We start from the raw sequence: 12,971 nt of genomic DNA, 5'->3' as shown, positions 1-12,971 counted from the left end.
ACTCACCTGCCAGTGACCGTATAATTCCACGCGTTTCACCCCACCAAGAAGTTCCCCAGTGCGCCCTTAGCTCAGTTGGATAGAGCAACGACCTTCTAAGTCGTGGGCCGCAGGTTCGAATCCTGCAGGGCGCACCATTTTCCTGAAATCCTCCCCCACATTCTTCTCCTGGCAAGAGTGCGAATCTGCTCACATAATGTTCACTGTTCGTTTGTCTAAACCAGAATACGTCAATTATACTGTATGAAATTACAGTGTTTTAACGGAGGCAGCATGGACTACGAGATAAAGCAGGTTCAGCAACGCAAAATCGCTGGTTTTCATATGGTTGGGCCGTGGGAACAGACGGTCAAACAAGGGTTTGAACAGCTGATGATGTGGGTCGATGGTCAGCAGATCCCCGCGCAGGAATGGCTTGCCGTTTATTACGATAACCCAGACGAGGTGCCGGCGGAAAAGCTACGCTGTGATACGGTCGTATCGGTTGCCGATGATTTCGTTATCCCGCCAAACAGCGAAGGGGTGATGCTGGCGGAAGTGGCGGGCGGGCTGTATGCCGTCGCGCAGGCTCGCGTCATTGACCACGACTTTGCTACGCCCTGGTATCAGTTCTTTGATAGCGTCCTGAAGGACGAAACCCATCAGTGGGCCCCCCGGCCCTGCTTTGAAATTTACCACAACAACGGGGCGGAAGAGGGCTACTGGGATATCGAAATGTTTATAGCGGTAGAGCCGAAGGCCTGACCTGAAAACGCCAGAGCGTAAAGTACAGCTCTGGCGTGGTTATCTGCTTCAGTGATTAATGCAATGCGTTCGCAATCGCGCTGAACATCAGCGAAGCTTCCAGCGGCTGGGCGCTGAACGACGGTTCTGCCTGCGGCCAGGTTGACCACTGGACGATCACCAGATTTTCCGCGCGGTTGACCATGATCATCTGGCCATAAATCCCTAGCGCCCACATGGAGCCTTTCAGCGAATCCTGCGGCGCGGGCACTACGTTTTTGGCGTTGACAGGCACTTCGTTATTCCACCACTGGTAGCCATAAAGCCCCTGCGGATGCGCTGCGGAGACGGAGTTTTTCGCCTTGTTCCAGTCGGCGGATTGAGCCACCCAGTTTTCTGGCAGAATCTGTTTTCCGTTCGGCAGGCGGCCATTGTTCAGCACGAATTCACCGAAGCGGCCCCAGTCTTCCAGCGTAGCGTTAAAACCATGTGCGCCAACATCATGCTGGTTTTTGCTGTAGGCATGCCATACGCCATCGCTCGCCATCCCGTACGGCTGCCAGATGCTTTGCTCAAGGTAGGCGGCAAGGGTCATGCCCGTTGCGCGCTCCAGCACATCGCCCAGCAGCCAGGCACCGCCGGAGGAGTAAGACCAGACCTCACCCGCGGGATGGGCGCGCTTCAGGCCAGAAATCAGCGTGCGAACGCAGTCGTAGGTCCCCGTGTGCGCTTCACACTGGGTGAGTTTGGCGAAGTCAGACTGTGGATTGGTGTAATCCTCGTTCCACGCGACGCCGGAGGTGTGCTGGATCAGTTGTTTCAGCGTCACGCCGTCCCAGGCGGTGCCCTTCAGGTCGGGTTCATACTGCGTGACCAGATCGTCCATCGAGTGGATTTTTCCCTCTTTTAACGCCACGCCGACCAGGGTAGATACCACCGATTTCCCCACCGAACGAGAGGTCCACAGCGTGGTGTCGGTGTTGCCTTCACCAAGGTATTTCCAGGCAATTTTGCCATCCTTCAGGACCAGCATGCCGCTGACGTTCTGGCGCTTGATGTAATCCTGAAGCGTCCACTGCTTGCCGTTGACCTGATAGCTCGCCTGCGTCAGCGGTTTTTCAGCGGCTGCGAACGGCACGGATTTTCCGTGGTGAAAAATATCGCCCTGATAGTTGCGATAGTCGTTACGAAAACCGATAACGCGATCGGCCTGACTCCAGGTCAGCATCGCTTTTGTATCGGGAAGTTTTGCATCAAAAGGGGCCGGACAGGCGGTGAGTTCAGTGCCTTCACAGGCTGCCATGACGGGTGAGGAGAGGAATGCCCCTGCCACCAGGCTTGCCAGCAGACAGCACTTTGCAGGTAAGGATTTATGTTTATTATTCATAGCGTTCTCGATTTTAGTTATACCAATAGACACGTTGTCCCGGCGGGGTGACGGGATGGGTGCAGTATAAAAATCGCCGCACTATAATAAAAAACGCGTAATGGGGGGAAAACCCCCATAAGCACTGCAAAAGGAGCCCGGTGTGCCATCATTGTCCTACTCATTTTCTCAGCTTGAAGCCTTCACCGCCGTTGCGGAACACGGCAGCCTGATGAAGGCCGCGATGAAGCTGGAAAAAGATCGCACGACGCTTCGCGATCTTATCGATCTACTGGAGGATGGTCTTGGCTACCCGCTGTTTGTCCGTCAGGGACGATCGCTACAGCTAACGTCAGAAGGTGAGCAGCTGCATCGCCAGGCGCACCTGTTGATGCGTCAGGCTAGAGCATTCGAGCAGTTTGCCCGCCAGGTGCCGTCAGCCGACGTTCAGGAATTGAGCATTGCCTACGATCCCTTTACGCCGCGTCGTTTTTTGCAGGCATTACTCATCCAGATGGCAAAACGTGGGGTTCGCCTGAGCCTGCGCTGCACCTCGCGCGCCGAAGGTGAAAAAGCGCTGGCCAGCGGCCTGGCAGACTTAGGCTTCTTTCAGGCGAATAACCACAGCGTGGGCAGCGATATGGAGTGGCGCGCACTTGGCGCTATTGATATGGATTTTTACGCCGCCGAGCCGCTGTTTGCTGATGTTGCTCGCCCCTGTTCGCTGCTCGACCTCTCTTTAACCCCGCAGGTGGTGATGCATTCTGCCAGCGATATCCCAATGGCGCGGCGGCTACAAATCTCGGGGAAAGTGATGGTGGCAAACGAGCTTGAAATGCTGCGTGGCCTGATTGAAGCCGGATGTGGATGGGGATTTTTACCGACCCATTTTGAGGCGGCGCGCTGGCGAAATGTCGCGGCGATCCCCACCGTGGTGGGCAATGAAGGGATCAGCCAGACCATGGTAACGATTTGGCGACCGGGGAGCGAAAAGCGGATGTTGGTTGATGACACGCTGGCCCAGCTATCTGCGCTGTGGCGAGCGGGGAGTACGCACATAGGGTAAACGGAATTTTTACCGCCGCCTGTCTGCCACAATCACCAGACCAATACCGGAAAGGGTGATAACGATAGCCAGCAGCATACGCATATCAATGGCTTCACTCATAAAGATCAGACCGCCCAACGCCGCAAGGCAGGGAACGCTGAGCTGCAGCGTGCTGGCGGTAGTGGGGCTGAGCTGGGGTAATAATGCGTACCAGAGCAGATAAGCACCGCCGGACATCAGCGCCCCGGAGGTGACGGCCAGCATGAGCCCAATGGCATCTGCCTGAACATGAAAACCACTGAGCAGGAACACCAACAGCGCCATGGGAACCGCCAGAATAAAATTCCCGGTCGTTGCCGCCGCCGCATTCTGCACCTTTTTGCCAGTAATACAGTAAACCGCCCATGCCGCGCCGGACAAGACCATCAACAGCGAAGCGCTGCCGGAAGGATGCCCCGCACCGGGCAGCAGCAACAGCGCCAATCCACCCATCGCCCCCAGCATACCGACGCTTTTCAGCGCGGTTAGCCGCTCACCGCGCATCAACCCCCAGCCCGTCATCACGCACTGTACGGTGCCGAACAGCAGCAGCGCGCCTGCGGCGGTGGTTAACGACAGATAGGCCAGCGAGAATGCAAAAACATAGGTCGCCAGCAGCGCGGCGTTCAGCCAATTAAACTCCGGTTTCTTGCGTAGACCCGGCGTCTGGAGCAGCAAGAACAGCGCGATGGCGCCGCTTATCAGGCGAACGCTGCTAAATGAAATGGCATCCATATGCAGCCCCTTCAGCGCTAGCCGACAGAGCAGGGAGTTGGCGGCAAATGCCACCATAGCCAGGATGATTTTGAGCAGCACGGGAGCGTCCTCTGGAAGTGTTGGGATAATTATGCATGAAGCCACACGGCGCTGCGCCATTGTTTTGTGCGTTGGCTCCTTGGGCAAGAGCATGACTTTTTTGTGGTTATTTCCCGCCTCTACTACCGATTGAGACTTGATCACATTTTGATAATGCGTATAGTTCTCGATCTCATTTTTATTCATTGATGCGGTACGGCTGGCCCAGTAATCGGTGAGGATATTTCACAGGGGGATTCTGGGGCGTGAGAAGCGACAACCCGTTGGTACCCGCGATGAATTTTTTTATTCAATACCAAGGGATGTTCTCATGAAAACTAAACTCTCCGTGCTGGCACTGGCGATAGGCACCGTGCTGCCTGCCGCCTATGCGGCAACGAGCGAAGACGCAACAACCAGGAAAAATCAGCCTGAAACGATGGTGGTTCAGGGCGTGGAAGGCGGTGATTTCAAAGCCGGCGGCGAAGAGCTGGTGCCGGCTTACCTCGACGGACAAATTGCCCATGGCGGTCGCTTAGGGATGCTGGGCGAGCAGAAGGCGATGGACGTGCCGTTTAACGTCATCGGCTATACCTCAAAGCTGGTGCAGGATCAGCAGGCTAAAACTATCGCGGACGTCGTTAAAAATGACGCGGGCGTCCAGGCGGTTCAGGGCTACGGTAACTTTGCGGAAACCTACCGTATTCGCGGCTTTAAGCTTGATGGTGATGATATGACCATGGGCGGTCTCTCCGGCGTGGTACCGCGCCAGGTGATGGACACCCAGATGCTGGAACGCATTGAGGTCTTCAAAGGGGCGAATGCGCTGGTGAACGGCGCAGCCAGTTCTGGCGTAGGCGGTATGATAAACCTTGAGCCTAAACGCGCTGAAGATATTCCCACCACCCGTCTTGGCGTGGACTACACCTCTGATTCACAGGTCGGCGGCTCGCTGGATCTGGGGCGTCGCTTCGGTGATGACAACCAGTTTGGCGCGCGCGTAAACGTGCTGCATCGTGAAGGGGAAGGGCGTATCGACAACGATAATCGCCGCACCACCCTGGCCTCGCTGGGTCTTGATTATCGCGGCGATCGTCTGCGTTCCTCCCTCGATTTTGGTTACCAGAAAAAAACCTTCCACGGCGGTGAGATGGGCGTTGGCGTGGCCAATATTGCCCAAATTCCAGCAGTGCCGGATGCCACCAAAAGCTACGCGCAGAAGTGGGGCTATAGCGATATCGAAAACGAATTCGGCATGGTTAAAACCGAATATGACCTGACCGATAGCTGGACGACCTACGTCGGGCTTGGCGCACAGCACGCGCATGAACTTGGCACCTACGCTGCGCCGAAGCTGACTAACGTTAACGGTGATGCCACTGTCGGCCGTATGGATACCAACCGCATTATCGACAGCTTCAGCGGCATGGGCGGTATCCGCGGGAGTTTCGATACCGGCGTCATATCCCATAAGGTGAACGTGGGCTACTCCGCGCAGATACGTCGCGATGCAACTGCCTGGCGTATGTCTGATAGCACCAAAAACCCGACTATCAATATCTACGACAGTCATGACGTGGACATGCCGGATTATAAGCCGAATCCAAAAGGCGGCCATTACCACGATCCGCTGACCACCGCGCGCAACCGTACCCAGGGCTGGCTGCTCAGCGACACGCTGGGCTTCTTTGACGATAGCCTGCTCTTTACCGCCGCGGCACGCCATCAAAAGGTGGTGATCCGTAACTATGACAACCAGACGGGCCTGGAAACCACCACCTCAAGCTTTACCGAAAGCCGCTGGATGCCGACGTTTGGTCTGGTCTACAAACCGTGGGAAACGCTCTCGCTGTATGCTAACCATACCGAAGCGCTGCAACCGGCGAACAACGCGCCTATCACAGCAAAAAACTACGGCCAAAGTATCGGTATCGCCCACTCTAAGCAGGATGAAGTGGGCATAAAAATTGATTATCAGCGCGTCGGTGGTTCACTGTCGCTGTTCCAGATTACTAAGCCTTCCGGTGTGTTAGATAGCGACAAGTACTACCGCATGGACGGTGAGCAGCGTAACCGCGGCGTGGAGCTGAACGTGTTTGGCGAACCGGTGCTGGGCCTGCGTCTGACCGGCAGTACGCTGTGGATTGACCCTGAATTGACCAAAACTGCAGGCGGCACTAATGATGGGAACGATGCAATTGGCGTCTCCCGCTTCTACGCGGTGCTGGGGGCCGAATACGACATCAAACCGATTGAAGGTCTGACCGCTACCGCACGCGTGAACCATACCGGTTCCCAGTATGCGGATACCGCCAACACCAAAAAACTCGACAGCTATACCACGCTTGATCTGGGTATGCGCTACCGCATGCACCTGAATCAGGAGCAGAACGATCTGGTGTGGCGTGTGGGCGTGACCAACGTCACCAACCAGAACTACTGGTCGGGCGCTGATGATACCGGCGTCTATATCTACCAGGGCGAGCCGCGTACCTTAAAAGTCTCGGTCAGCTACGACTTCTAATCACCATGTTGGTTGTCCAGGTGCTTTGACGATCGGTAGGCCGGATAAGCGAAGCGCCATCCGGCAGCACGTCGCAGATTGCCGGATGGCGGCGTAAACGCCTTGTCCGGCCTACGACTAAGTTATTGCTAAAATAGGGTTATTGCCCCGAAAACGCGTGCGTTTCGGGGCTTTTTACCACTGGGGGCCGGGTGCTGATTGCCTTGCGGCAAGCCGCGCTAAGTGTTAAAAGGTGCCCCTTCATAAAAATGCTAAGGGGTCAGACGTGAAAAACGCGTCATCAGCATCCAGCCAGAATCAACCGGATGCGTCGTCGGAAAATAGCCCGACGCTTCACCGCGGATTACAAAACCGCCATATTCAATTAATCGCCCTCGGGGGTGCCATCGGCACCGGTCTGTTCCTCGGTATCGGCCCTGCCATTCAGATGGCTGGCCCGGCTGTAGTGCTGGGCTACGCGATTGCCGGCGTGATTGCTTTTCTTATCATGCGCCAGCTTGGCGAGATGGTGGTTGAAGAGCCGGTATCCGGTTCATTTGCTCATTTTGCTTATAAATACTGGGGGCCGTTCGCCGGATTTCTCTCTGGCTGGAACTACTGGGTCATGTTCGTGCTGGTGGGCATGGCCGAACTGACCGCCGCCGGGATCTATATGCAATATTGGCTGCCGCACGTCCCAACCTGGATCTGGGCGGCGGGCTTCTTCGTGCTGATTAACGCCGTGAACCTGGTGAACGTGCGTCTGTACGGCGAGACGGAGTTCTGGTTTGCGCTGATTAAAGTGCTGGCAATTATCGGCATGATTGGTTTTGGCATCTGGATGCTGACCACCGGCAACGGCGGCGAGCATGCCAGCATTGATAACCTCTGGCGCGACGGCGGCTTCCTCGCCACCGGCTGGAAAGGGCTGATTCTGTCGCTGGCGGTGATTATGTTCTCCTTCGGCGGGCTGGAGCTCATAGGTATTACGGCGGCGGAAGCCCGTAGCCCGGAGACCACGATTCCGAAAGCGGTGAACCAGGTGGTGTACCGTATTCTGCTGTTTTATATCGGCTCGCTGATTGTGCTGCTGGCGCTCTACCCGTGGCAGGGCATTCAGTCCGATAGCAGCCCGTTTGTGATGATCTTCCACAATTTGGACAGCAATGTCGTAGCATCGGCGCTGAACTTCGTCATTCTGGTGGCCTCGCTGTCGGTTTATAACAGCGGCGTTTATTCCAACAGCCGTATGCTGTTCGGCCTCTCCGTGCAGGGCAACGCTCCTCGCTTCCTGACTAAGGTCAGCAAACGCGGCGTGCCGGTGAACTCACTGCTGCTCTCCGGGGCCATCACCTCGCTGGTGGTATTGGTTAACTATCTGCTGCCGCAAAAAGCCTTTGGCCTGCTGATGGCGCTGGTGGTGGCGACGCTGCTGCTGAACTGGATAATGATCTGCATGGCGCACCTCAAATTCCGCGCCGCGATGCGCCGTAAAGGCCGTGAAGCGAAGTTCAAAGCGCTGTGGGCCCCGGCAAGCAACTACGTTTGCATCGCCTTCCTGCTGATGATCCTCGTGCTGATGTGCACCATGGACGGCATGCGTCTGTCGGCAATCTTGCTGCCGGTGTGGGTGCTGTTCCTGTTCGTTGCCTTCAAAACGTTGCGCCGAAAAGCGTAAGGTTTTCGGCTTGCCCGGGCTACTTATCTCACGTAGCCCGGGCGAGCGCATGCGACCCCGGGTATGCACCGCCCATTTTCGTCGTGTTCATATCCCCCAGCGATTCCCTTCCGATAGCCGCCTGTTTTTTAATCGTGACGCTTCTCCCAAATTGACAACGGCAGGCGGGATCTTCTTTTTGTAATCGATTACTTTTCTTCTGAACCGTTTTTGTAATCGATTACTTTTGAGGGTGAAAACATGGTGTCTACAACGGAAAGTCGTGAACACAGCGGCGTACAGCACCGGCTGTTAGTCCCGCGTCTGTCGTTAATGATGTTTATGCAGTTTTTTATCTGGGGAAGCTGGTCGGTGACCCTTGGCCTGGTGATGACCCAGTACAACATGTCGCTGCTGATTGGCGATGCCTTCTCGGCGGGGCCGATTGCCTCGATCCTGTCACCGTTTGTCCTCGGGATGCTGGTTGACCGCTTCTTCCCGTCGCAGAAGGTGATGGCGGTGATGCACTTGCTTGGCGCCGCGATCCTGTGGTTTGTGCCACAGGCGCTGGTGGCGGAAAACGGCGCGCTGCTGATTGCACTGCTGTTCGGCTACACGCTGTGCTACATGCCCACGCTGGCGCTGACTAACAATATCGCGTTCCACAGTCTGACCAATATCGACAAAACCTTCCCGGTGGTACGTGTGTTCGGCACCATCGGCTGGATTGTTGCCGGGATCTTTATCGGCGTGACCGGCATCTCCGACACCACCGGCATCTTCACGCTGGCGGCGCTGTGCTCGGTGGTGCTGGCGGTCTATAGCCTGACGCTGCCGCACACGCCGGCCCCGGCGAAAGGCCAACCGCTTAAGCTGCGCGACCTGTTCTGTGCCGATGCTTTTGCGTTACTGAAAACCCGTCACTTCCTGGTGTTTGCCGTGTGCGCCACGTTGATTTCCGTACCGCTCGGCACCTACTACGCCTATACCGCCTCGTTCCTCGCGGACGCGGGCGTGGCGGATGTGAGTACCGCGATGTCCTTCGGTCAGATGTCGGAAATCTTCTTCATGCTGATTATTCCGCTGCTGTTCCGCCGCCTGGGCGTGAAGTACATGCTGCTTATCGGCATGCTGGCGTGGTTTGTGCGCTATATGTTCTTTGCCCTGGGCATCAACGAAGAGACGCGCTTCCTGCTGTATCTCGGCATTCTGCTGCACGGCGTCTGCTATGACTTCTTCTTCGTAGTGGGCTTTATCTATACCGACCGCGTGGCGGGCGAAAAGGTAAAAGGGCAGGCGCAGAGCATGGTGGTGATGTTCACCTACGGTATCGGCATGCTGCTGGGTTCACAGATTTCCGGCTCGCTGTACAACCATCTGGTCGCAGGGCAAACCATTCCGGCGGCCTGGGTGAACTTCTGGTGGATCCCGGCGGTGGCCGCGGTTGTTATTGCACTGATTTTCCTTGTCTCGTTCAAATATAACGAGAAAGAGCACGCGTAATTTTTTTGAAAGGAGGGGGTATGAAAACCATCAAGGGACCGGGCATTTTTCTGGCGCAGTTTATTGGTTCAGCGCCGCCGTTTAATACGCTCGATGGGCTAGCCCAATGGGCAGCGGGGCTGGGATTTAAGGCGCTACAGTTGCCGTGCAACCACCCGGCGATTTTTGACTTACCGCAGGCGGCGGCCAGCCAGACCTACTGCGATGAGATAACCGGCAGGCTCGCCGAGCACGGGCTGGTCATTAGCGAACTTTCTACGCACCTGGAAGGCCAACTGGTGGCGGTCAATTCCGCCTACGACAGCGCCTTTGACGCTTTTGCCCCCGCGGCGCTTCGCGGCAAACCGGCGGCGCGCCAGCAATGGGCGGTGGAGAGCGTGAAAAAGGCGGCGCAGGCCTCGTCACGCTTAGGACTGAAGGCGCACGCCACCTTCTCTGGGGCGCTGGCCTGGCCCTATTTTTATCCGTGGCCGCCGCACAATGCGGCGCTGCTCGACGAGGCGTTTACTGAACTGGCTAGCCGCTGGCGGCCTATTCTGGACTGCTTTGACGAGCACGGCGTGGACCTGTGCTACGAAATTCACCCCGGTGAAGACCTGCACGACGGCGTGACCTTCGAGCGCTTCCTGGCGAAGGTCGATAACCATCCGCGCTGCCACATGCTCTACGACCCGAGCCATCTGCATCTGCAGAATATCGACTACCTGGCGTATCTCGATATCTACCATTCACGCATTCGGGCATTCCACGTCAAGGACGCGGAGTTCGAGCGCAACGGACGCAGTGGCGTTTACGGCGGCTATCAGAACTGGCTGGCGCGCGCCGGGCGCTTCCGCTCGCTCGGCGATGGCGATATCGATTTTAAAAAGATCTTCAGCAAGCTCAGCCAGTATGATTTTGACGGCTGGGCGGTGATGGAGTGGGAGTGCTGCCTGAAAGACGCGCAGACCGGCGCGCGCGAAGGCAGCGAGTTTATTAAACGGCATATCATTCCCGTATCCGCACGGGCTTTTGATGACTTTGCCGCCGGTAGCGAGGTACGCGGATGATTCAGGTCGGCATTGTTGGCTCAGGTTTTATTGGTCCGGCGCATATTGAAGCGCTGCGCCGCCTGGGGTTTGTTGAGGTGGTGGCGCTATGCGACGCTTCGCTTGCGCAGGCGAAGGAGAAGGCGCGGCAGCTTAATATTCCGCACGCTTATGGCGATGTTGACGCATTGCTGGCGCACCCGGGGTTACAGGTGGTGCATAACTGTACCCCGAACTTTTTACATGCAGAGGTGAACCGCCAGATCCTGCGGGCGGGAAAGCACGTTTTCTCAGAAAAACCGTTATGTATGACGTCAGAAGAGGCGCGTGAGCTGGTTAAGATGGCGCAGGATGCGGGCGTGGTACACGGCGTGAGCTTTGTTTATCGCCAGTTTGCGATGGTGCAGCAGGCGGCGAGCATGATGCGCGACGGCAGCGCCGGGCGGCTTTTCTCCGCTTATGGCGGCTACCACCAGGACTGGATGCTGCTGGAAAACGACTTCAACTGGCGCGTGGACGCGCAGCAGGGTGGTGTTTCCCGGGCGGTGGCGGATATCGGCTCGCACTGGTGCGATACGGTGCTGTTTGTCACCGGGCGGCGTATTGTCGAGGTGATGGCCGACCTCGCTATCGTCTGGCCGACGCGCAAAGCCAGCCTTGGGGCACAGGCGACCTTCAGCGAACAACCTGATGCTAGCGGCTACCACGACGTGCCGGTAACCACCGAAGATGCCGGTTCGGTGCTGTTCCGCTTTGACGACGGCAGTAAAGGCTGCTTTAGCGTCTCGCAGGTGAGCGCTGGGCGCAAAAACCGCCTCCATTTTGATATCAACGCCAGCGCCTGTTCGCTGGCCTGGGATCAGGAAACGCCGCAGCAGCTCTGGATTGGCCACCGCAGTCAGCCTAATCAGCTTTTAAGCGATGACCCCAGCCTGCTGAACCGCGACGTTGCCGGGCAGGCTCACTTCCCCGGCGGGCACAATGAAGGCTGGCCGGATGCGTTTAAAAACATGATGCTCAATTTTTACCAGGCGGTGCGTGCAGGAACGATGCCGCAGGAGAGCGAACGCCGCTTTGCCTCATTCAGTGAAGGTGCGAACGTGATGTATCTCATTGACGCCATTGTGAAAAGCCACCAACAGCGATGTTGGGTCAGCGTCGAACAATAACCCTGTGCCCGGTACGCCGGGCCTGTTTTTATGGTAGCCTTCACGCAAAGCGTTAATTGCAGGGAACGGCGTAGCATGTCAATTCAGAAAATCGCCCAGTTGGCGGGCGTGTCGGTGGCCACCGTATCGCGGGTGTTGAACAACAGCGAAACGGTGAAAGCGAAGAACCGCGAGCGGGTACTTCAGGCTATCAAAGAGAGTAACTATCAACCGAACCTGCTGGCGCGCCAGCTACGAACGGCGCGTAGCTCGATGATTCTGGTGATGGTGTCAAACATCGCCAACCCGTTCTGCGCGGAAGTGGTGAAGGGCATTGAAGCGGAAGCGGAGAAAAACGGCTATCGCATTTTGCTGTGCAACTCTGGTTCTGATATCGATCGCTCTAAATCCGGCCTGCGCCTGCTGACCGGCAAAATGGTCGACGGCATTATCACTATGGATGCCTTTGCCCGTCTGCCGGAACTGACTACGGTGATTGGCGATGCGCCGTGGGTGCAGTGCGCGGAATACGCTGATGCCGGGGACGTTTCCTGCGTCGGCATCAACGACGTTGACGCGGCCCAGCATGCGGTTGGCTATCTGGCGGCGCAGGGGCACCAGCGTATTGCCCTGATTAACCATGATTTAAGCTATAAATACGCCCGTCTGCGCGAGCAGGGCTACCAGGACGTGCTGCAACAGCAGGGGCTCGACTTCGCGGCGGTGGAGTACGCGGACGATCTCAGCGCGGCGGCGGGCAAGGCGGCGATGAAAAATCTGCTGACGATGAGCCCGCGTCCGGATGCGGTCTTTGCCATCTCGGATTCGCTGGCCGCGGGTGCCATTCGCGCTATCGAACAGGCTGGGCTGCGCGTACCGGAAGATATCGCCGTGGTCGGCTTTGACGGCACAGAGCTGGCGGAAATGGTTTCGCCGCAGCTCACCACCGTGCAGCAGCCCTCAAGGGAGATTGGCGCTAAAGCGGTCACGCTGCTGCTCAACAAAATCGATAACCCGGACGTCGCCCCAGAGCGGGTGATGCTGGACTGGCGCTTTATTCCCCGCGCCAGCGCCTGAGTGTAATATTGCCGGATGGCGCTGCGCTTATCCGGCCTACAATGAGTCTCCTGTAGGCCGGATAAGGCGTTTACGCCGCCATCC

At 57.0% G+C, this 12,971-nt stretch carries 10 protein-coding genes and 1 tRNA gene; 9 read left to right on the top strand and 2 right to left on the bottom strand.

All coding sequences use genetic code 11. The features are described from left to right. Window positions 1-60 precede the first annotated feature (60 nt). A tRNA-Arg gene (locus ACH1XZ_RS10940) sits at window positions 61-137 on the top strand. A gap of 136 nt (window positions 138-273) precedes the next feature. Continuing rightward, window positions 274-744 (top strand): DNA gyrase inhibitor SbmC, encoded by a 471-nt coding sequence (sbmC, locus tag ACH1XZ_RS10935; RefSeq protein WP_395595542.1) that lies wholly within the window; start codon window positions 274-276, stop codon window positions 742-744. A 55-nt stretch (window positions 745-799) separates the two neighbouring features. On the opposite strand, the gene ACH1XZ_RS10930 is transcribed toward sbmC, so the two are convergent. Continuing rightward, window positions 800-2,110, bottom strand: a complete 1,311-nt coding sequence (locus ACH1XZ_RS10930; RefSeq protein WP_395595541.1) for a serine hydrolase domain-containing protein — start codon at window positions 2,108-2,110, stop codon at window positions 800-802. A gap of 142 nt (window positions 2,111-2,252) precedes the next feature. On the opposite strand from ACH1XZ_RS10930, the gene ACH1XZ_RS10925 reads away from it, so the two are divergent. Continuing rightward, the gene (locus ACH1XZ_RS10925) at window positions 2,253-3,155 is read left to right on the top strand and encodes a LysR family transcriptional regulator (protein ID WP_395595540.1); all 903 of its coding nucleotides are present in this window, start codon (window positions 2,253-2,255) and stop codon (window positions 3,153-3,155) included. A gap of 9 nt (window positions 3,156-3,164) precedes the next feature. Here the strand turns inward: ACH1XZ_RS10925 and ACH1XZ_RS10920 are convergent, their stop codons facing one another. Next, on the bottom strand, window positions 3,165-3,992 hold the full coding sequence (locus ACH1XZ_RS10920) for an EamA family transporter (RefSeq protein ID WP_395595539.1): 828 nt from the start codon (window positions 3,990-3,992) through the stop codon (window positions 3,165-3,167). Between the two features lie 310 nt (window positions 3,993-4,302). Here ACH1XZ_RS10920 and ACH1XZ_RS10915 point away from each other — a divergent pair, with 310 nt between their 5' ends. From ACH1XZ_RS10915 to ACH1XZ_RS10890, 6 genes are all read left to right on the top strand, one after another. Continuing rightward, complete coding sequence (locus tag ACH1XZ_RS10915; protein ID WP_395595538.1) at window positions 4,303-6,495, top strand: TonB-dependent receptor; 2,193 nt, start codon at window positions 4,303-4,305, stop codon at window positions 6,493-6,495. Between the two features lie 265 nt (window positions 6,496-6,760). After that, window positions 6,761-8,152 carry a phenylalanine transporter gene (gene pheP, locus ACH1XZ_RS10910; RefSeq protein WP_395595537.1) on the top strand — a complete coding sequence of 464 codons (1,392 nt, stop codon included), beginning with the start codon at window positions 6,761-6,763 and terminating at the stop codon, window positions 8,150-8,152. Window positions 8,153-8,392: 240 nt separating this feature from the next. Further along, the gene (locus ACH1XZ_RS10905) at window positions 8,393-9,634 is read left to right on the top strand and encodes an MFS transporter (RefSeq protein ID WP_395595536.1); all 1,242 of its coding nucleotides are present in this window, start codon (window positions 8,393-8,395) and stop codon (window positions 9,632-9,634) included. 20 nt (window positions 9,635-9,654) lie between these two features. Then, window positions 9,655-10,683 carry a sugar phosphate isomerase/epimerase family protein gene (locus ACH1XZ_RS10900; RefSeq protein WP_395595535.1) on the top strand — a complete coding sequence of 343 codons (1,029 nt, stop codon included), beginning with the start codon at window positions 9,655-9,657 and terminating at the stop codon, window positions 10,681-10,683. Next, window positions 10,680-11,831, top strand: coding sequence for a Gfo/Idh/MocA family protein (locus ACH1XZ_RS10895; protein ID WP_395595534.1), 1,152 nt, complete (start codon window positions 10,680-10,682; stop codon window positions 11,829-11,831). Before ACH1XZ_RS10900 ends, ACH1XZ_RS10895 begins: the two co-directional genes overlap by 4 nt. Before the next feature lie 75 nt (window positions 11,832-11,906). After that, window positions 11,907-12,887, top strand: coding sequence for a LacI family DNA-binding transcriptional regulator (locus ACH1XZ_RS10890; RefSeq protein WP_395595533.1), 981 nt, complete (start codon window positions 11,907-11,909; stop codon window positions 12,885-12,887). The last annotated feature ends 84 nt before the right edge of the window (window positions 12,888-12,971 follow it).

The sequence above is a fragment of the Kluyvera chengduensis genome, from assembly GCF_044197065.1.
Lineage (GTDB): Bacteria > Pseudomonadota > Gammaproteobacteria > Enterobacterales > Enterobacteriaceae > Kluyvera > Kluyvera ascorbata_C.
The sequence above is the reverse complement of the archived record's forward strand: the minus strand, read 5'-3'. Positions and strand labels throughout refer to the sequence as shown.

Coding starts and splice junctions, on each gene's coding strand:
- sbmC (WP_395595542.1), top strand. CDS start 274: ATGGACTACGAGATAAAGCAGGTTCAGCAACGCAAAATCGCTGGTTTT.
- ACH1XZ_RS10890 (WP_395595533.1), top strand. CDS start 11,907: ATGTCAATTCAGAAAATCGCCCAGTTGGCGGGCGTGTCGGTGGCCACC.
- ACH1XZ_RS10905 (WP_395595536.1), top strand. CDS start 8,393: ATGGTGTCTACAACGGAAAGTCGTGAACACAGCGGCGTACAGCACCGG.
- ACH1XZ_RS10930 (WP_395595541.1), bottom strand. CDS start 2,110: ATGAATAATAAACATAAATCCTTACCTGCAAAGTGCTGTCTGCTGGCA.
- ACH1XZ_RS10895 (WP_395595534.1), top strand. CDS start 10,680: ATGATTCAGGTCGGCATTGTTGGCTCAGGTTTTATTGGTCCGGCGCAT.
- ACH1XZ_RS10915 (WP_395595538.1), top strand. CDS start 4,303: ATGAAAACTAAACTCTCCGTGCTGGCACTGGCGATAGGCACCGTGCTG.
- ACH1XZ_RS10900 (WP_395595535.1), top strand. CDS start 9,655: ATGAAAACCATCAAGGGACCGGGCATTTTTCTGGCGCAGTTTATTGGT.